The sequence below is a fragment of the Gottfriedia luciferensis genome (genome assembly GCF_002156865.1).
In the GTDB taxonomy this organism is placed as follows: Bacteria; Bacillota; Bacilli; order Bacillales; family Bacillaceae_G; genus Gottfriedia; species Gottfriedia luciferensis.
This window is the reverse complement of record NZ_NCTA01000001.1, coordinates 145,678-166,056: the sequence shown is the minus strand read 5'-3', so window position 1 is coordinate 166,056 and position 20,379 is coordinate 145,678. Positions and strand designations below refer to the sequence as shown.

General features: G+C 36.4%; 15 protein-coding genes. 1 reads left to right on the top strand and 14 read right to left on the bottom strand.

Features of this window, described 5'->3' with window-relative positions; translation table 11 throughout:
- The 11 genes from hydA to B7R67_RS00750 all read right to left on the bottom strand — a co-directional run bounded on the left by hydA (position 1) and on the right by B7R67_RS00750 (position 14,019).
- Positions 1–1,416, bottom strand: a complete 1,416-nt coding sequence (gene hydA, locus B7R67_RS00800) for a dihydropyrimidinase (RefSeq protein WP_088066627.1) — start codon at positions 1,414–1,416, stop codon at positions 1–3.
- The gene (gene preA, locus B7R67_RS00795; protein ID WP_088066625.1) at positions 1,413–2,726 is read right to left on the bottom strand and encodes an NAD-dependent dihydropyrimidine dehydrogenase subunit PreA; all 1,314 of its coding nucleotides are present in this window, start codon (positions 2,724–2,726) and stop codon (positions 1,413–1,415) included. The genes hydA and preA overlap by 4 nt, the downstream gene beginning before the upstream one ends.
- A 15-nt stretch (positions 2,727–2,741) precedes the next feature.
- Positions 2,742–4,079 carry an NAD(P)-dependent oxidoreductase gene (locus B7R67_RS00790; RefSeq protein ID WP_088066623.1) on the bottom strand — a complete coding sequence of 446 codons (1,338 nt, stop codon included), beginning with the start codon at positions 4,077–4,079 and terminating at the stop codon, positions 2,742–2,744.
- 65 nt (positions 4,080–4,144) lie between these two features.
- Positions 4,145–5,035 carry a nitrilase-related carbon-nitrogen hydrolase gene (locus tag B7R67_RS00785; protein ID WP_088066621.1) on the bottom strand — a complete coding sequence of 297 codons (891 nt, stop codon included), beginning with the start codon at positions 5,033–5,035 and terminating at the stop codon, positions 4,145–4,147.
- Between the two features lie 728 nt (positions 5,036–5,763).
- Positions 5,764–6,807, bottom strand: coding sequence for an oxidoreductase (locus tag B7R67_RS00780; RefSeq protein WP_088066620.1), 1,044 nt, complete (start codon positions 6,805–6,807; stop codon positions 5,764–5,766).
- Complete coding sequence (locus B7R67_RS00775; protein WP_088066618.1) at positions 6,794–7,579, bottom strand: DeoR/GlpR family DNA-binding transcription regulator; 786 nt, start codon at positions 7,577–7,579, stop codon at positions 6,794–6,796. The genes B7R67_RS00780 and B7R67_RS00775 overlap by 14 nt, the downstream gene beginning before the upstream one ends.
- Before the next feature lie 234 nt (positions 7,580–7,813).
- A complete protein-coding gene (locus tag B7R67_RS00770; RefSeq protein WP_088066616.1) occupies positions 7,814–8,845 on the bottom strand; it encodes a C40 family peptidase in 1,032 nt (343 codons plus the stop codon).
- Positions 8,846–8,866: 21 nt separating this feature from the next.
- Complete coding sequence (locus tag B7R67_RS00765; RefSeq protein ID WP_088066614.1) at positions 8,867–9,952, bottom strand: dipeptide epimerase; 1,086 nt, start codon at positions 9,950–9,952, stop codon at positions 8,867–8,869.
- Between the two features lie 138 nt (positions 9,953–10,090).
- Positions 10,091–10,408, bottom strand: coding sequence for a DUF3870 domain-containing protein (locus tag B7R67_RS00760; RefSeq protein ID WP_088066612.1), 318 nt, complete (start codon positions 10,406–10,408; stop codon positions 10,091–10,093).
- 370 nt (positions 10,409–10,778) lie between these two features.
- Entirely contained in the window at positions 10,779–12,767 is a 1,989-nt protein-coding gene (locus B7R67_RS00755; protein ID WP_158094992.1) for an oxidoreductase, read from the bottom strand.
- Between the two features lie 220 nt (positions 12,768–12,987).
- Positions 12,988–14,019 (bottom strand): aromatic ring-hydroxylating oxygenase subunit alpha, encoded by a 1,032-nt coding sequence (locus B7R67_RS00750; protein WP_088066608.1) that lies wholly within the window; start codon positions 14,017–14,019, stop codon positions 12,988–12,990.
- Positions 14,020–14,463: 444 nt separating this feature from the next.
- Here B7R67_RS00750 and B7R67_RS00745 point away from each other — a divergent pair, with 444 nt between their 5' ends.
- On the top strand, positions 14,464–15,846 hold the full coding sequence (locus B7R67_RS00745; RefSeq protein ID WP_235822050.1) for a sigma-54 interaction domain-containing protein: 1,383 nt from the start codon (positions 14,464–14,466) through the stop codon (positions 15,844–15,846).
- Between the two features lie 77 nt (positions 15,847–15,923).
- Here the strand turns inward: B7R67_RS00745 and B7R67_RS00740 are convergent, their stop codons facing one another.
- The 3 genes from B7R67_RS00740 to B7R67_RS00730 all read right to left on the bottom strand — a co-directional run bounded on the left by B7R67_RS00740 (position 15,924) and on the right by B7R67_RS00730 (position 20,377).
- Positions 15,924–17,366, bottom strand: a complete 1,443-nt coding sequence (locus tag B7R67_RS00740; protein WP_088066607.1) for an aldehyde dehydrogenase family protein — start codon at positions 17,364–17,366, stop codon at positions 15,924–15,926.
- Between the two features lie 66 nt (positions 17,367–17,432).
- Positions 17,433–19,091, bottom strand: a complete 1,659-nt coding sequence (locus tag B7R67_RS00735) for a thiamine pyrophosphate-dependent enzyme (protein ID WP_088066605.1) — start codon at positions 19,089–19,091, stop codon at positions 17,433–17,435.
- Positions 19,092–19,159: 68 nt separating this feature from the next.
- On the bottom strand, positions 19,160–20,377 hold the full coding sequence (locus B7R67_RS00730) for an acyl-CoA dehydrogenase family protein (RefSeq protein WP_088066603.1): 1,218 nt from the start codon (positions 20,375–20,377) through the stop codon (positions 19,160–19,162).
- Positions 20,378–20,379: the final 2 nt, after the last annotated feature.

Here is a 20,379-nt window from a genome sequence, read left to right as displayed (position 1 = left end):
TTATCTCTTCTCTTCTACTAATCTAGTGTTCGTTTGTTCGCCATATTTCTTCCTCTTTAAATATTGACCGCTACCTGGATTACCCACAAATTGCTTATCTTGGATAACAAATTCACCTCGAACTAGGACACTCACAGGCTCTCCAGTCACATTCATTCCTTCAAACGCATTATAATCAACAGCCATATGATGCGTTTTTGAAGAAATTGTTCGATTGACATTTGGATCGAAAATAACTAAATCTGCATCTGCCCCAACGGCAATCGTTCCTTTTTGAGGATATAGACCAAATAATTTTGCACTTCTAGTAGAAGTAATATCAACAAACTGATTTAATGATATTCTTCCTTTATTCACACCTTCTGAAAATAAAATACTTACCCGGTCTTCAATCGTTGGTCCTCCATTTGGAATTTTAGAAAAATCGTTACGACCGAGTTCCTTTTGGCCCTTAAAGTCAAATGAACATTGATCCGATCCCACTGTTTGCAAGTTTCCGTTTCGTAAAGCACTCCATAACACATCCTGATGCCATTTTTCACGAAGTGGTGGAGACCAAACATATTTTGCTCCTTCAAATTCAGGCTTTTCTAGCATAGTCTGATCGAGAACTAAGTATTGCGGGCACGTTTCACCCCATATATCAATTCCTTTGTTTCGTGCTTCCGTTATCTTTTCAACTGCCTCAGCACAAGTAACATGAACGACATATAATTGTGAATTTGCAAGTCCTGTTAAAGTACACGCTCTTCCAGTTGCCTCTCCTTCCACTTCGGATGGACGTGTCAAAGCATGGTAAATCGGTTCGGTTTTTCCTTCAGCTAATGCCTCTTTTATTAAATAATCGACGACATCACCATTTTCCGCGTGCACCATAACGAGAGCTCCTAGATCTTTTGCAGCTAATAACGTACGATATAGTGTTGCATCATCAGCCTGAAAAACATTTTTATACGCCATAAATACTTTAAAAGATGTAATTCCCTCGTTCTCGATTACTCTTGGAAGTTCTTGTAAAACCTCTTCATTTATTTCACCAATCATAAGATGAAAGCCATAATCTATAACTGCTTTTTGGTTCGATTTTTGATGCCATGCTTCAATTGATTTTTGTAGCGGCTCCCCTTTATTCGTTAAGCAGAAATCAATAATTGTCGTTGTACCACCAAATGCAGCTGCAATTGTTCCTGTTTCAAAATCGTCTTTTGTAACTGTACCACCAAATGGCATATCTAAATGAGTATGGGGGTCTATGCCACCTGGAAAAATATAATATCCAGAAGCGTCAATTACTTCAGTATCGGTTCGGTCGAAATTTTTTCCAATACTTGAAATCTTTCCTTCTTCAATGAGAATATCTGCTTTATAAGTGTCGGTTGCAGTAACAATCGTCCCATTTTGAATAATCTTTTTCATTTTCTTCTCCGTCCCCCCTTTAAGATTGAATATTCTTCGTATTGTATTGGTGATAATGCATTAATAGCCTGCTGGCGCTCATTCCATGACATTGGAGGATGCTCACTTGATCGTTCAATCATATTGATTGCACCTTCAACTGGACATACAATGGCACAGAGATTACACCCTACACAATCCTCTTCCCTCACCTTTAAATATGGTTTTCCATTTTCATTTTCTAACATTTCAATACATTGATGCGAAGTATCTTCACAAGCAATATGGCATTTATTGCAATTAATGCATACTTCTGTATCGATTTTAGCCACGACTTGGTAATTTAAATCTAAATTTCCCCAATCTGAATACTTGTGAACAGATTTACCAACTAGCTCCATAACTGAGGAAATACCTTTTTCATCTAAATAATTATTTAAACCATCGATCATGTCTTCAACAATCCGGAAACCATGATGCATTGCAGCAGTACAAACTTGAACGCCCGTCGCTCCCATTAATAGAAATTCCACCGTATTTTGCCAATTCGAAATTCCACCAATACCTGAAATAGGCACATTGATCCGTGGATTCCGAGCGCATTCTGCTACCATATTTAATGCAATTGGCTTTACAGCAGGACCACAATATCCACCGTGTGCTCCTTTTCCACCAACATGAGGAATCGTATTCCAAGAATCTAAATCTACTCCAATTAAGCTATTAATCGTATTAATCATACTTACTGCATCAGCGCCGCCTCGTACCGCTGCCTCGGCAGTTACAGTAATATCAGTAATATTTGGCGTTAATTTTACAATAACAGGTGTTTTCGCTACTTCTTTTACCCAATAAGTTTGTCTCTCGACTAACTCTGGAACTTGACCAGATGCAGATCCCATCCCCCGCTCTGCCATACCGTGTGGGCAGCCAAAGTTCAGTTCTAATCCATCAACTCCTACATCTTCCACTCTTTTGACAATTTCATGCCACTTTTCTTGCTTCGGTTCAACCATAATAGATGCGATAATCGCTCGATCTGGAAATCTTTTCTTTGTTTCATAAATTTCTTTTAAGTTTACTTCAAGAGGTCGATCTGTAATTAATTCAATATTATTAAAACCTGCAACTCGATGTCCGTTAAAATGAACTGCTGCAAACCTTGAGGAGGTATTAATAATTGGTTCACCTAATGTTTTCCATACTGCCCCACCCCACCCAGCTTCAAATGCACGTTGTACTTGGTACCCGGAATTTGTAGGAGGAGCTGAAGCAAGCCAAAATGGATTTGGTGATTGAATTCCCGCGAGATTAATTCGTAAATCTGCCATTCACGTAAACCTCCTTTAAATACTTAACTGTTTATGAATTGCATATGCTACTTCTTTCCCTTGCTGAGCTGCAGTCACTACCATTGCTTCTCCTTGCCCTTTTCCGAAGATTACATCGCCACATGCAAATACTTTAGAATTCGAGGTTTGAAAGGTTTCTTGATTAATTTTTACAATACCAGCACGATGTTCTAACCCAAATTGTTCAATTAAATCGGTATATCGTGTTTGACCGATTGCTTTTATAACACCATCAACTGGAATGGTGAAATCCGAACCATCTATTTGTACAGGTCGACGGCGACCATCATTTCCAATTTCTCCTAACTCTAAACGAACGCACTCCAATCCCGTAACTTTCCCGTTTTCGCCAATGATTCGTTTTGGTAATGTTAACCAGCGGAATTCCACACCATCCTGCTTTGCAAAATCATATTCAAATTGATAAGCAGTCATTTCTGAAACAGTCCTACGATATAAAATTTTGACGTTTGTAGCACCTAAACGAACAGAACAAGTAGCAGCATCAATCGCCGTATTTCCTGCTCCAATAACAACAATGTTTTTTCCAATAAATTGATTTGATAAATCGCCCAGCTTCGTCTCTTTCACAAAATCAATTGCATCATATACACCGTCTAAATCTTCACCTTCAATACCAAGATTTGGTACTTTCCCCATACCAATCGCTAGAACGATCTTGTCAAATTCTCTTAGCAATTCTTCTGATGACACGTCCTTACCGACTCGCGTATTCGTTTGGATGTTCACATCTAGATTTTCTATTTGTTGAACTTCCCAATTTGAAATACTTTTTGGAAGACGGAAGGAAACAATTCCATATCTATTTAATCCTCCAGCACTTTGCTCTGCTTCAAATATTGTTACTTTATAACCAAGAAGTGCAAGTTCACGTGCTGCAGCTAATCCTGATGGTCCACTACCAATAACTGCAACTGTTTTTCCATTCTTTTTTCCTGCCTGGAATAATACTTGATTCGTTTTAATCGCCCAATCTGTCGCGTATCTCTGAAGATTACCAATCATGATTGGCTTTGTAGAATGGTTTAGTACACAAGCGCCTTCACATAGTTCTTCTGTAGGACAAACGCGCGCGCAGCTTGCTCCAACTGGATTAGATGACATGATTGTTTTAGCTGAGCCCTTTAAATTACCGGATCCAATTTTCTTAATAAACGATGGTATATCAATTCCAGTAGGACAGGCTTTAATACATGGAGCATCATAGCAGTACAAGCATCGGTGTGCCTCTTCAAATGCTTCCCGATCTGATAATCCTGGAAGTACCTCTTCAAAGTTTTTAGACAGATCATTTAACGAAACTCTACTCATGAAAACACCCTCCTAGTAACATACAAAGTCACTCTATTAGAAAGCGATAATTACTGTTTGTTTCATTAAGGAAGATATTTCGTCATGTCCTCATATGTTTCCGGACGACGGTCACGATAAAATTGCCATAAATCTCGAACCTCTCGAATAATCCTTTTATCCATCTCCGCTACAATTACTTCTTCCTTGTCGCGACTTGCAACGGCGACATAATTCCCACGTGGATCAACTAAATAAGATTGCCCGTAAAATTCACCCATATTCCAAGGAGCTTCAAACCCTACACGATTAATCGCACCTACATAATAGCCATTTGCCACTGCATGGGCAGGCTGCTCGATCTTCCATAAATATTCAGACAATCCCGCTACTGTAGCGGATGGGTTAAAAACAATTTCTGCACCTTTTAATCCTAAGACTCTTGCCCCTTCTGGGAAGTGTCGATCATAGCAAATATAAACTCCGACCTTTGCAAAAGCGGTATCAAAAACTGTATAGCCAAGATTTCCAGGTTTAAAATAAAATTTTTCCCAGAAACCACACCCCTCTGATCCGACACCTACTTGTGGAATATGATGCTTACGGTATTTTCCGAGGTAAGAGCCATCTGCATCAATTACCGCTGCAGTATTATAGTAAGTTGCAATCCCTTCCCTTTCATAGATTGGAAGAATAATAACAATACCAAGTGATTTTGCTAACTCCTGAAATAGTTTCGTAGTTGGCCCATTTGGAACTTCTTCCGCAGCATCATACCACTTCGTATTTTGCTCAGCACAAAAATATGGACCATAAAAGATTTCTTGCAAACAAACAATCTGTGCTCCTTTTTCTTTCGCTTCATTAACTAGTCTAATATGTTTCTCAATTGCCACTTTTTTATGATTTGCTACTGATTCATTTCCATCCACATCATTTGTAGCTTGTATTAAACCAATTTTTACAATATCAGACATTCCAATTCCTCCCTATCATGTGTAAACAGGAAATTAAGTATTTATAGCAAGTAAACTTTCTTGATTAAAAATGTGTAAAACTTCTTCTAATATCAGGGTATTTCAATATATGATTAATCAAAATAATTTAGACATGTTTATGTAAGAGGGAAAAACTACTAGATTAACGACTAAATTCTAGTTTCGTAATGAATACTGAGTGAAAATGGACTATTTAAATTAAATGTAGGTTCTGTAATATGTGTATTCTAACGTGGATGGGGGGGATCTTTAGCAGCGCTTTTCATTTGTACCTAATATAATTGACCATTTTATTGATCATTAGCAGACTTTTATCCAATAATAATGATATTTTGAAAGAATTAGGCTGTTTCTTCATTTGAAAGAATCTAGACGTACATATTTTTAGGTTATAATACGATAACTGGTACGGGTAATTTTTTACTTTATTTGCGATTCTATCTATTTTAATTGCTGTTTCAACAATTTTATTTGCGATTCTCAAATTTCAATTGCGGTTTTGCCATTTTTATTTGCGATTTTCGGAATTTATTTGCACTTAACCTATCCTTTGCAGAGATCGACTACTTATTTGCGATTCTTATAGACTTATTTGCACTTCAGACTTTATTTGCCAATATTCTTCCATTAATTGCAGTTTCAACATTTCTCAAATAAAAAAATGATGGCCCAAACTTTGTTGAGTCACCCTTTTAAAAACGAAAATATTAATCTAAAAAAATCACTTTCTTTTCTAGACTACTTTTTAAGGCAGTCTCAATAATTTTAATAACTAGTAATCCTTCATATGCTGTAACTGGTGCATTTTTCCCATGTAAAATACTTTCAGCAATCTTCTTATAATAAGTTGTATAAGAACCTGGTATTGTTTCAATTGTATCTTGCTTCTCAATTTCTCCCTCTACTGTAAATAGCTTTCCATAATATTGTGGTTGATCAACTCCCCAGTTATTATCAGTAGGTTTTTTGCCATCTATCAGTGCAGCTTCCTGTCCATCAATTCCATACTTGATAAAGCTTCCTTTATTTCCGTGAACTTGAAAACGCGGACCATTACTAGGAACAACTGAACCAGAATGTAGAATTACTCGGAGCTTTTCATAACCTAACGTAATATGGAAATAATCATCTGTTTCCGCGTTCTCTCTTTGAGCAAAAACATCTGCTGAAACGAATTGTGGCATACCAAATAGATTTAAAGCCTGATCAATAAGATGTGAGCCTAAATCATATAGCATACCTGAACCTGGGCCTTGTTTTTCTCTCCATCTATCTCTCACTACAGGTCTGTATCGATCAAAATGAACCTGATAAGTATTGATTTCTCCAAGCACCCTATCATTCATTAATTTTTTAACCGTTAAAAAATCATTATCCCATCTTCTATTATGATATACACTTAATAATTGGTTCTTTTCCTCAGCAATCTTAATCAGTTCTTCTGCTTCCCATGTTTCTACGACCATAGGTTTTTCCAATATTACATGTTTTCCCGCAAGTAAACTTTGTTTTGCCATTTCAAAATGCATTCCGCTCGGTGTTGTAATAACGACTAAATCAATCTGAACATCTTCAAGAACATCTTCTAGTCTACTTACTACTTCCACATCGCCTAGGTCCTTTTGAACTAAATCCTTTTTTGAACTAACAACCTTCTTCAATTCAAATTCTTCTAATGCAGTTATAAATGGTGAATGGAATGTAGTACCTGAAAAGCCATATCCAACTAAACCAACATTAATTTTTCTCATTCATTTCCCCTCTTTCTTCTTCATCAGTCACGATTAACAAAATATTATTTTCAATGATTTTTTTCTTAACATTTTCATCTAGCTGTTGATCTGTCACAATGACATCAATATCTTTCAATTCACAAACCTTATGTAAAAAAGACTTTTCAAATTTTGAATGATCTGCAAGAAGAATTACTTGTCTAGCACAACTAATCATTTTTTTCTTTAAAAAAGCTTCTTCCTCATCAGGCGAAGTAATCCCTTCAGTAGATATTCCACACGCACCAAGAAATAATTGGTCAACCTTGAAGTCATTCAACGTTTCTAATGTTCTAGGACCTACTAGATTGCGATTTTTTCTATTAAATTTCCCTGGTAGCATAAAGGTTTGAATATCATCAAACTCGCCAAATAAATCGACCATATCTATGGAATTTGTAATGATATTGACCTTCTTATTTCCAATAAATTTAGCAATAAGTGCTACGGTTGAAGATGTATCCATTAGTAAGTCGCTTTGATTGCGAATTAGTAAAGATGCTCTCTGTGCAATACATTCCTTTCCAACAGTTGTTACACGTTCTTTATACTCGATAAAAGATCGATTCGTAGAAGGAAGTGTCGCTCCCCCCTTTATCCTGATAATTTCCTCACGTTCTTCAAGTTTCACTAGATCTCTTCTAGCAGTATCTTTTGATACACTTAACATTTCGCATATTTGTTCTAACGTAATACTTTCATTTGAAACTAAATACTTTTTTATCAATGACAGCCTTTGTTCTTGGTACATTCGTTAAAACTCCTTTTTTATTCTCCAAACTAACTGATCATAATAAATAAATTATATAGGAATCGATTATACCTATCAATAAATACACTTAAACAAATTAATTAAATTAAGTTTTTTAAGTAAAAAAAACAATAAAAAAGCTCAAACCCTTAATTTTAGGATTTGAACTTTTTTCAATCATTCAATCTTGAACAGAACTAACTACACTACATCGTCTTTATATCTATCATTCTATTATTCTTGCCAATAGCGACGAGCTACTGAAAATTCTTCGATGTAGCCTGGTGTATTTAATGGAATGATTTCAACATTTCTAGAAGCATTCGGAGCCTGAATCATTAAGCGATCACCGATATACATTGCAACATGATGAACTGATCCAGTTCCATTGTTACTTGCAAAGAATAACAAGTCTCCAGGTTGTATCTCATCTTTTTTAACTTCCTTCCCATTCTTAGCTTGTACAGAAGAATCTCGTGGAATTGTTACACCATATGCTTTGTAAATAGAATATGTAAACCCTGAGCAGTCAAATCCAAATCCTGAAACACCAGCCCACAAGTAGCGTAAGCCAAGGAACTTCTTAGCTGTATTAATTAAATTTTCAGGAGTTGCTTTAGGAAACTGTTCTTCGTTTTGATAAAGTGCTACATCCTCTTTTTTAATAAATTTATTTCCATCATCGGGCGTTGCGACCATAACGACATTTCCGAAGTCTTTAAGAACTGGTAAGCGAGTATTAAAGCTAATTTCCATAAATTTATCTTTTAGTGCTTTTCCATCATACAACCAGGCAGTTGGACTAGATACCATAACAAATGGGGTATTAGTATATTTCTCTAATCGATTATCTGTTGTTAATTGTTTCTTAGGCATCCAACCTGGGTATCCTAATGTATTACGCGGAGTAGGCTGACCTTCTACCGCTACTTGTACCCAGTCTCCAGCCTCTTGTAAAATTACTACTTTTGTTCCATAGACCGCTTGTGTTTCAAGCTTTCCTGTCAGCCAGCGACGAACTTCGCTGTCCTCCATATTCGCAGACCATTGCCAAGGATCAACAGGGTTGCTTAAAGATGGGGCATCAATATCTCTAACTTGGAATCTACCATTCGTTGTCCACTGAGTTGAAACTGATACATCTACATAAGCAGACTCGCCCGGGTGAAGTTCCTCTGTTGATTTTGCAAATATTTGAGTTGTCATTGTAGAAAGTAAAGTACCTGCAACACATAAACTTATAATCCATTTTTTAGAATTTTTCATAGAAAAGCTCCTCTCCATATTTTATCGAATACTCTTAGATAATCTTCGTTGAATCCCTAATCCAGGTAGGGATGATAAATGGATCTCATCACCTATAAATTCGATTCCATCAAAATCTTGATTCGCTAGCCATAGTGGGGCATCTAGATCAATTTTTTGAATGTTTGGATGTGCTGTAGCTATATGTGCAGCAGCGAGTACGGAAACAGAGGATTCCATCATACTACCAATCATGCAAGGAATATTCGCTCTTTCTGCAATATCGGCAATTTGCATTGCTCTTCTAATACCACCTGTTTTCATCAGTTTAATATTTAGGAGATCAACAGCATCTTCTTTAATCAGACGCAATGCATCCTGAGGAGAAAAAAGACTCTCATCTGCCATAATCGGTGTATTCACTTTCTGCTTCACAAATTTTAAACCTTCAATATCACTTGCATGGACCGGCTGTTCAATAAGTTCTATTTTAGCGTCTAACTGTTCAAGTTCCTGAATGATTGCGACAGCCTGTCGTGGAGTCCAGCCTTGGTTGGCATCTACACGAATGGCGACATGATTTCCAACTTTTTCTCGGATGGCCATAATTCTTTCGACGTCCTTTGCCCAATCCTTTCCTACTTTTATTTTTAAAATCGAAAAACCATCCTTGATTATTTGCCTTGCATCAAGAACCATCTCTTCTACAGTCCCTACACTGACAGTCATATCATTTTTTAATCGATTTGTGCTTCCTCCAAGAAATTGGTAGAGTGGTAGATTAAGATGTTGGCACAATGCATCATACAAAGCGATTTCCATTGCAGCCTTCGCACTTGTATTGGCCACACAAGAACGTTCAATTAGTAAAGAGAGTTCTTGTATGTTTCTAATATCCTTTCCTACTAGTAATGGGGTAATCACATTCTTTAAAACAGCTTCGATACTTTCTTTCGACTCTCCTGTAATGGCCAAAGTAGGTGCTGCTGCTCCAACTCCAATTAATCCATCCTCCAACTGAACATAGACAAATACATTCTCGATTTCAGTAGCTGTTCTAAGAGCCGTTTTAAATGGCTTTTTTAATTGAAAGATTTCTGTTTGAACTTGAATTGATTGAATGATCATATTCTTTTCCTTTCTTTACTTGGATTTAATTCTAGTAAACAATAATAAAATGTTCTGATAAAAATAAAAATCCAGCTATTAGTTAGGGAGTGCCTCGCTAATAGCTGGATTTCATCTACGAAAATAGATAAAGCAGCATTAAGATTCAATGATTTGCATGTATTTTATATGTGCATTTTTGAAGGCTACTGACAATGCCTTCTGGGATGAACCGAAATATCTTGTATTAATTTCCTGTATTACCCCATCTAGATTCAGTATAGATTGTCCAACAAATAAATGTTTCACAAAGGATGAAGTCAAGGAAATAGTAGCGGAACAATCAGCATCAATGATGAAATGAGTTGTCTTGTCTATTACCAATCCAATAAAAAAAGCATTATACTTCTGCATGATTGGATTATTGGAAGAAGTTTTTGAATCCCCAATAACATAGATCGAATCTTTACTGTACACTTATTTTCCTCCCGCAATACAGGTATTCTGTGCGAAACTCAATCCGATATGGAATGAATGGACAACAGCATATGTATTCACTTACGGTTAATATTAATACACTAAATTCATTTTGACAATATATTATGAATATTCTGTATTATATTTAATGAATAACAGGAAGAAAGCATTGTAAGGAATGAAGATAATCTTACTTTTTTACTATAAGGCTCTGTTAAAAAAGAATATTGATTATTTCCGCATTAAGAGCAGGTTAAAGGAAAGGCTGGATCAAAGAGAAGGAAAAAGATTTTAAAAAACTTTTGAGAATTTTATTGATTGTCTCTTAGTTATTCCAGTCATAAATGCTTTCCTGCTTTTCCTGCCTCTCCTATACAGGTATCCCAGAAGAAATTACGCCTATTTCAAGTGCCGATGTTAAACCTTCGTAAGTTGCTTCTTCAATTGTACGGGGTGCTAGACAGTCTCCAATTTGCTTAACTACCGGCGCCATACCTTTTACTTTTTCATATAGCTCATAGTTAGGTACGCGTCCCGTTGCAAGTACAATTGTATCCCACTCGTTTATTAATTCAGACTCGTGAGTAAACAAATTTCTTAATTTAACTTGATTGTTGTGAATACCACCAAAATCAAAATGCGGACGAACATCCACTTTTAATTGGTAAAGTTTTTTAAGATATTCATTTACAAGATATTGATGGATTTCTTTTCCAATGTGAACCTTAGCAGAATACAAAGTAACATCATGATTTTTTTCTTTCAAATGTATTGCTGCTTCGATACCAGGCCAGTCACCCATTAAATCAAATACCAATACGCGTTTACCAATCGATCCAGCATTCCCATTAAAAAGTTGATCGACGGTTAGGACTCTCGGATCATCAGTTCCTTCAACATGTGGAATGTAAGGTCTAGACCCAACTGCACAAATGATCACATCAGGTTTTATTTCTTCTATTTTTTCAAAAGTAATTTTCCTTCCAAGTTGGACATCTATATTACTTCTGGCTAACTTTCTCGTGTAATTATCTAACATAGTTTCAGCCACTTCTTGACGCAAAGGAGCTTTTCTCATTGTTTGCAACAGGCCACCAATCTCATTACTTTGTTCAACTAGTATCACTTCATGACCTTCAGCATCAGCAGTTAAGGAGGCATGTAAACCAGCAGGTCCAGCTCCAATAACAAGCACTTTTTGTTTCACCTTCACGCTTTGTACAAGTGGCAATAATTCTTTTTCTTTACCAGCCATTGGATTTTGTACACACCCAATTGGAAGACCTCTCGAGTAGTGACCAATGCAAGCTTGTATACATCCTAAACATGCATCAATCGATTGTAAGTCACCTCGTATTGCTTTATTCGGTAATTCAGGATCAACAATTAAAGCCCGCGTCATCCCTACCATATCCGCTTTACCTGCCCCAACAATCTTATCTGCATCCACTGGGTCAATTATTCGAGAGCCTACAAACACAGGAACTGCGCCAGCCATTCGAATTTTAAATGAATGTGGAGAATTATACGCATGCTTGATTGGAGAAGGAGGAACGATATGAGTCGATCCAGCATATGTACTCGAGTCACCAGACGTAACATTTATAAAATCAACTCGAACATTCTCAACTAAATACTCTACAATTTTTACTGCGTCTGCTACATTCGTACCGTCCATCGTCATTTCGTCCGCGCTCATTCGAATTCCGACAGTAAAATCATCACCAACATATTCCCAAACACGTTGTAGAATTTCTACAATAAAACGCATTCGATTCTCAAAAGTACCGCCGTATTCATCTGTTCGATAATTTGTATTACTTGACCAAAATTGGGCTGGTAAATAGCCATGAGAACAACAAATTTCTACTCCATCAAGACCGGCCCGTTTTGCCATTAAAGCTGAAATTCCATACCCATCAATGACATCCTTAATTTCTTCAATATTCATCGGCCTTGGCATGATTCCAAATCGAAAACTTGGTTCTGAAGACGATGACCATGCAGCATTACGGTAGTCGCTTGATACGACTTCTCTTCCTCCATGAAAGAGCTGACTGAATACTTTTGTTCCATATTGGTGAAGTTTCTTTGCAATTTCAACGTAAGCTGGTATCACTTTTTCATCAAACCCTGCAATTGTATGAGAAGTTAGCATACCTGATGAGTGAACTGCAGCAGCTTCAAGAATAATCAGTCCAGCTCCACCCTTCGCACGTGCAACATGATATGCTAACATTTCAGGAGTAGGTATGCCATTTTCAACATAATTTGTTTGGTGTGCTGTCGATAAAATTCTATTTTTCAGTTCAGTATTCCCAATCTTCACTTTTGAAAATAGATGTTTAAATTGTGTCAAATGTACCACTTCCTTATCATTTTAATTTCCTTCTCTAAATACGTCTTTCCTAAAAAATCTCAAAATGATTAAAGTCTTATTACCAAATCTAAAATCACACTAGCAATTCTAATAACTGCAACTTACAAATTAAAGCGTTTCCAAAATAATGCATTTTAAAAGAAAGGCCCAGTATGCCAAAATACATTTTGCTTCAAAAATAGAATACTAGGCAAAACGATCATTTAAGCGCTTCTAGAACCATTTCATGAAAGTGTTGCATCGCATTTTCAGTAGGAGAATAGATTCCATTTTCAAATGCTTTAGAATGTAAGCCAGATTGCAATAATTCTACTAAATCAAAATCCTCTTCACGCACTTGGTCTACAAATTTGATCATGTCCTCTTCTTCTTCCGTAAGTTGTTCATTCATAAAGAAGTAACGATATACCGCCATTGTTTGGTTAGCATCAATTGGAATTAGTTGCGTAGTTGTCATATTCCCACTTCCTGGATAGACACTTAACATCATATTTGGCCAAATCCAGTAAAATCGTACCGTTAAGCTATCATCTTGGTCTTTAACAATCGAACATTGATAAGAGAATTTATCACAAGGAACTATGCTATAATTCGATAAATCGAATGTTTTAGAGAAAGATGGGTGTGCAACTGGGCAGTGATCGCATTCAAGGAAGTTATCAACTACTGCTTTCCAATTCGCTTTAATTAAACGGCGATTTTCTCTTACTAATTGTAGTGAATCTAAGAAAGGATAACGATTTAGTTCGCTTAATAACTCTGTATATTCATTAGAAAACGATGGAGCTTTTCTATTTAAATTTACAAAGATCATAGAGCGATGTACTTCTAATTGGATTGACTTCAAACAGTTATATTCTCCTAGATCAATATTTTTAAAGTTTGGAGCTCGATTTACATGTCCATCTAATTTAAACGTCCAGCCATGATAAATGCATTGTAAGATTTTTTTATTTCCTTTTTCACTTTGTTCTACTTTTGTACCGCGATGTGGACAAATATTATAAAAAGCACGTAGCTTGCCATCATTTGCATGTGTTATTAAAATCGATTCTCCGCCAACCTCAAAGGTAAAAAAATCTCCTACTTTTTTCACCTGACTAGTATGTCCTACAAAAATCCAATTTTTACTGAAAATCTCTTTTCTCTCTGTATCGAATACCTCTTGATTTACATACATTTCATACGGCAATGTTGGTTGTAAAAGTTGCGCCTTCTCTTTTGTAGACATATAAATGATTCCTCCTTTAAATGTTCAGAATTGTATTAGGCATTATTAGGGATTTAAAAACTCCTCTACCTTAGCCTACTTTTTTATTCTTTTTATAGTTTTTTGGAATTCAGCCATTGTTGAATCATTCCCTTATCAAGATTTAATGCAAGATTAATGCCAACTTTAATTTTCTTAGTATGAAAGGAGATAACAGTATTTATCTATTTTCAAATCTAGTAAATTATCTTATAATTTACTCAATTCAGTCATTTTTAACTCAAACAGATGTTAGAGGTTTTACACCACTGTTCTTTATTCCTTTTTGATTCCGACATTACTTCTACCACATATACCTCACCCATTCCGTTGAAATCTACTATTGTCTATTAAATTAAACAATCTTGCTTAAAAAAGGAGCCAACTATTTTATTAGAAAAATAATGTTTCAGAGGAGGTTACGTTTTGCCAAATACAATGAATGACAAGCTTAAAATTGAGATTAGTAATGAGATTCTTCAAAAAATATTAGACAACTCTCCTAACGAATTTTATGTACTTGATAAGGATGCTCGTATTGTCTATATAAACAAGGCTTGTGAAAGACATTATGGGATCAAATTAAAAGATGTGGTAGGAAAATCGAACGATGAGTTAATTTCAAAGGAATATTGGAAACCTCGTATACTCCCACTTTTATTAAAAGAAAAGAAAACGGTCATCATGAAACAAATCAGTTATGTTGGAAAAGAAATCATTACAACAGCTATTCCCTTATTAAACGAAAAACAGGAAATTGAGCTTATTATTACAACTTCTCAAGATGCAAATTATAAAGATTTATACATACCAGATGAGCAGGAAATAAACCAAATGGATCAAGCTGCACTATATAAAAATAATATTATTACGAATAACAAGGAAATGAATAATATCGTTAAAATTTGTGAGAAAGTAGCAAAAGTAGATGCAACGGTCTTGATTCAAGGAGAATCTGGAACAGGTAAAGGTGTAATTGCAAAATATATTCATCAGAAGAGTAACCGAAGTAATGCTCCCTTTTTATCATTAAACTGTGCAACCATTCCGGAAGAGTTATTAGAATCAGAACTTTTCGGGTACAAGGATGGCGCATTTACTGGCGCAACTAAAGGAGGCAAGCAAGGACTATTAGAGCTTGCTGATGGGGGAACTGTATTTTTAGATGAGGTTGGTGATATCTCACCTAAAGTACAAGCTAAACTTCTTAAAGTAATACAAGAATTTGAATTTATGCCTGTCGGTGGCAAACAAACAAAAAAAGTTAATATCCGTATTCTTGCTGCTACAAATCGTAATTTATATGAAATGGTACAAAATAAGGAATTTAGAGAAGACTTATATTACCGCCTACATGTAGTCAACCTAAATATCCCTCCATTGCGCGATCGAAAAGAAGATATTATTCCTTTAACCTACCACTTTCTATCTGAGTTTAATCGAAAGCATCAAGTAAACGTCATTATTTCTGAAGAGGCTTTAGATATTTTTTACAACTATTCTTGGCCTGGGAATATTCGACAGTTAGAAAATATGCTTGAAAGCTTAGTTGTAACTAGTGACGGAATCATACAAAAAGATGATTTAACGAGTCTAATCGTTGAAAATCGATCGCAGAATCCAGTCAATGAAGAACTAACAGACGCTTCACTTCAAGCATCTTTAGAAGAAGTTGAAAAAAATATTGTCATTAATTCCTATACAAAATATAGAAATACAAGAAAAGTAGCAGACGATTTAGAAATCAGCCAATCAAAAGCGGCAAGATTAGTACGTAAGTATTGTAGTGAATTGGACTTTTACCAATAAAAAATACCCGGTTTTTGCCGGGTATTTCAGTTTATAGACAAAGTTCTATTAATCTGATTTTCAGACTGATTGAAATGTCATACTTGATCCAAGTAAACTGTTTTAACTTGTGTATAAAAATCGATCGCAGTCTTTCCTTGCTCCCTTGAGCCAGTACTTGAATTTTTGCATCCTCCGAACGGTACATGTGGCTCTGATCCTGCTGTTTCATTGTTTACATGTACAAGTCCTACTTCAATGTCTTCAACAAATTTTTGAGCGACTGATAAATTATTTGTACAGATTGCTGCACTTAAGCCGTATTCGGTATCATTCGCCATCTCAACTGCTTCTTCATAATTTTTCACTTTAAAGAGCGCTATAACAGGTCCGAAAATTTCTTCACGCGTAATCCGTGCATCAGGGGATACATTTTCAAAGATCGTCGGCTGTACATAAAAACCATTTTTTAATTCTTCTTCTGCTGGAACTTCTCCACCACATAAAAGAGTTGCCTCATCCTTTCCTGCTTCAATCATGGCAAGTACGCCGTCAAGTTGTGATTGAGATATAGCCGGACCGATAAATGTATCTTCTTGAAGAGGATTTCCAGTTTTTAAAGTCTTAGTACGTTCTACAAGACGGTCTCTGAATGTTTCATAAACTGATTCTTCCACAATGACCCGACTAGTTGCTGTACACTTTTGTCCCGTAGATCTAAAAGCACCACTCACAGCTATTTCAACTGCTTTTTCTAGATCTGCATCTGCTAGGACAATAAGGGGATTCTTTCCACCTAATTCCATCTGAACTTTCTTTCCTTTAGAAGCTGCCAACTGCGCGATCTGATTTCCAACCTGATTTGAGCCTGTAAATGATATAGCTTTAATAAAAGGATGTTCAACTAATTCATTGCCAACAACAGATCCTCTACCAAATACACAGTTTAAAACGCCTGGTGGAATGCCAGCTTCATCAAAGGCTTTTACGACATGATAAACTGATTTTGGTGTAAGGTCAGCAGGTTTAATGACAACTGTATTTCCGTAAACAAGGGCAGGAGCCATTTTCCAAACTGGAATGGCTATTGGAAAATTCCAAGGAGTAATCAATCCAACTGGTCCGATTGGTGTTCGTGTTGTATATAAAAAAGTTTTTGGATTACCTGAAGGAAATACTTCTCCAACTGGTTGTCTCGCTTCTCCAGCAAAGTATTCAAGAATGCTGATCGCCCGTTGAGTTTCTCCAATACCTTCTGCTAATGTTTTACCTTCTTCTTGGGTTAAATCACGTCCAACTTCTTGTAAATTTGCTTTTAAAATATCAGCTGCTTTTTGGAGATATGCCGCTCGTTGTTGGAATGAAAGTTTTTTCCATGACTGGAAAGCGGATTTTGATGCAATAATAGCTTCTCTTGCATCTTCTACAGTACTTGATGGAAATTCACCTAAAGATTCCCCATTATGAGGGCTACGATTTTCCCTGTATTCTCCTAAAGTAGGTTGTTTCCATTGTCCATTAATATAATTTGCATAACGCATATGTTATCCTCCAACTAGTTATTTTATGGTTAAACTAATTAAATGAATTGAAGACATTCTCTTCACTTATTTGCTATAAAGTAAATTAATTTTCGTCTTATCTTGACCAACAGATAAAATCTTTGGATTTGTTACTACTTCGATAACAGCCGGACGTCCCGATGAGATTGCCCTTTGTAGTGCAGGCACAAAATCAGAATTCTTTTCGATTTTTTCACCATATGCGCCAAATATTCTTGCTAGCTCAGCAAAATTCGGATTTGTTAACTCTGTACCGATTACTCGATCTGGAAAATGCTTTTCTTGATGTGTACGAATTGTTCCATACAGATTATTATTCACCACGATTGAAATAACAGGAATATCGTATCGTACAGCTGTTTCAATTTCCTGTAGGGTCATCATAAATCCTCCATCACCTGAGAACGAAACAACCGTTTGATGAGGCTTTGCAAGTTTCGCACCAATTGCCGCAGGAAGACCATACCCCATAGCTCCAGAAGTTGGACCGATATATGTATTTTCACGATCAAATCGGTAATATCGGGAAAGCCATCCAAAGAAGTTCCCTGCATCATTCGTAATAATCGTATCTTTCGGAAGCTCAGAGACGATATCATACAGTAAGCCATCCATATCTACAAAATCTTCTGTGTAGTCTTTCTTCGCATTTGAAAATATCATATATTCGTTATGAATTTTTTCTACCCGGCTGTCTTCATAAGAGGAAGGCGTAAAGATTTCACCATTTAATGCTTCCTCTAAAAAGGCTTTCGCATCAGATGCAATTGCTAGAGAAGGTGAATACACCTTTCCGAATACATCTTCAGAAATATCAACGTGAATTAGTTTGCCTTTTCCAGAAAGCAAAGTATAATCTTGCGTACCTACTTGTGAAAATCTTGTACCTAGTGCGATGACTAGGTCTGCATTGTCAATCTCGTCCAGTAAATACTTCGGTGTTCCAAAGCCTAGCCAGCCTGCATAACAAGGATGCGAATTCGGAAACGCATCATATCGGCGAAAAGCTGTAACAACTGGGATTTGTAAGTTCTCCGCAAATTTAACTAGTAAAGGAACAGCCTGCGAACGAATAACACCACCACCAGCGATCAGAAATGGGCGTTCTGCATTCTGAATCATTTCTAAAGCTTGCTGAACATTGGCCTTATTTGGTCTAGGAGGCTGAGATTGAAAAACAGGAAATTCTATCATTTCAACAGTATCTTCTAGCATGTCATGTGGTAGAGCAACTAGCACAGGACCAGGACGACCCGAGCGGGCGATATGAAATGCTCGATGTAAAAGCTCTGGAATTCGTTCTGCTCGATCAATCTCCACAGTCCATTTACACAAATGGCTAAACATTCCAACAAGATTGACCTCTTGAAATGCTTCTTTTTCTTTAAAAGGACGTTCCACTTGTCCTATAAGCGCAACTAGTGGGGTGGAATCTTGGCTAGCGGTATGGATACCAATTGCCAAATTCGAAGCTCCGACACCTCGAGTTGCCATACAGACGCCCACTTCCCCTGATGCTTTTGCATAGCCTTCAGCCATAAATGAAGCTCCGCCTTCATGTCTTGCTGAAATCAAGCTAATTTCCGGATGCTCATATAATGCATCCATTACCCCCAAATAACTTTCACCAGGTACACAAAATACTTTTTTTACACCTTCTTTTGCCATAACATCGACAACTGCTTTTCCTCCGCTAATTTTCATCGCTAAGACCTCCTCCTACTATGCAACTTAAATCCTGAACATTTTATAATTAAAATTCTTATTCATTTTTAAGATTTAACAGTTTCCACATTAACCTCTTCAAATGGCCAAGATGGAAGCATTTTTCTTAAAACTTTATCTTCTCTATAACCAAGGTCATATTCAGCCTGCATAATTGTATGAACTTCTCGTGTTCCTTCATAAATTACCGGCGCTTTTGAGTTTCGTAAATAACGCTCTACTGGAAACTCATTAGAGAATCCATATGCACCATGGATTTGAACGGCATCATTCGCAGCTTCATTTGCTGCATTACAAGAAATCCACTTTGCTAGTGAAGTCTCTCTTGTATTACGTTTTCCATTATTTTTTAACCAACCGGCTTTATAGACTAATAGACGAGAAATTTCAAGATTCGAAGACATTTTAGCAATCATTTGTTGAACAAGCTGATGCTTACCAATTTCCTTCCCAAAAGTTTTTCGCTCATGACAGTATTTAATGCTTGCTTCAAGTGATGCTTGGATTAACCCGCATGCACCAGCCGCAACAGTAAATCGACCATTATCTAGTGCTGACATTGCTATTTTGAATCCTTCACCTTCATAGCCTAATAGATTTTCAGCAGGCACTCTCACATCGTCTAAAAATACCTCTCCAGTATTCCCTGCTCTAATTCCCATTTTCCCTTTAATTGCTTTTGTAGAAACTCCTTCAAAATTACGTTCTACAATAAAGCAGGTAATTCCATGATGTTTTAATTCATGATTTGTCTTAGCAAAAATTAAGAAATGATCCGCTACATCACACAAAGAAATCCACGTTTTTGAACCGTTTAAAATATAACTATCGCCGTCTTTTACAGCTGTTGTCGCCATCGCTACTACATCAGAACCAGCATTCGGCTCCGTTAACCCAAATGCACCAATTTTCTTTCCTTGAGCTTGAGGTACTAAATATTTTTGCTTTTGTTCTTCAGTTCCCCATTGTAACAACGTCATACTATTTAAACCTGTATGAACAGAAACTGCTGTTCGGAAAGCGGTATCTCCACGCTCTAACTCTTCACATACAATTGCCAACGTATTATAATCCATCCCTACTCCACCATACTGTTCGGGAATACATACACCCATTAATTCTAATTCAGCAAGACGTTTAAGAATATTTGACTCAAAATGTCCCTTTTCATCCCATTCCTTAATAAATGGAATAATTTCACGGTCGACAAATGATCTTACTACCTTTCTGACACTTTTTTGTTCTTCGGTTAATGAAAAATTCATTT

Excerpts from the sequence above, each read along its gene's own strand:
- B7R67_RS00740 (WP_088066607.1), bottom strand. The coding sequence starts at position 17,366 with ATGCGTTATGCAAATTATATTAATGGACAATGGAAACAACCTACTTTA.
- B7R67_RS00750 (WP_088066608.1), bottom strand. The coding sequence starts at position 14,019 with ATGTCTACAAAAGAGAAGGCGCAACTTTTACAACCAACATTGCCGTAT.
- B7R67_RS00780 (WP_088066620.1), bottom strand. The coding sequence starts at position 6,807 with ATGAGAAAAATTAATGTTGGTTTAGTTGGATATGGCTTTTCAGGTACT.
- hydA (WP_088066627.1), bottom strand. The coding sequence starts at position 1,416 with ATGAAAAAGATTATTCAAAATGGGACGATTGTTACTGCAACCGACACT.
- B7R67_RS00775 (WP_088066618.1), bottom strand. The coding sequence starts at position 7,579 with ATGTACCAAGAACAAAGGCTGTCATTGATAAAAAAGTATTTAGTTTCA.
- preA (WP_088066625.1), bottom strand. The coding sequence starts at position 2,726 with ATGGCAGATTTACGAATTAATCTCGCGGGAATTCAATCACCAAATCCA.
- B7R67_RS00770 (WP_088066616.1), bottom strand. The coding sequence starts at position 8,845 with ATGAAAAATTCTAAAAAATGGATTATAAGTTTATGTGTTGCAGGTACT.
- B7R67_RS00735 (WP_088066605.1), bottom strand. The coding sequence starts at position 19,091 with ATGAAAATTAGCGGAGGAAAAGCAGTTGTCGATGTTATGGCAAAAGAA.
- B7R67_RS00730 (WP_088066603.1), bottom strand. The coding sequence starts at position 20,377 with ATGAATTTTTCATTAACCGAAGAACAAAAAAGTGTCAGAAAGGTAGTA.
- B7R67_RS00790 (WP_088066623.1), bottom strand. The coding sequence starts at position 4,079 with ATGAGTAGAGTTTCGTTAAATGATCTGTCTAAAAACTTTGAAGAGGTA.
- B7R67_RS00765 (WP_088066614.1), bottom strand. The coding sequence starts at position 9,952 with ATGATCATTCAATCAATTCAAGTTCAAACAGAAATCTTTCAATTAAAA.
- B7R67_RS00785 (WP_088066621.1), bottom strand. The coding sequence starts at position 5,035 with ATGTCTGATATTGTAAAAATTGGTTTAATACAAGCTACAAATGATGTG.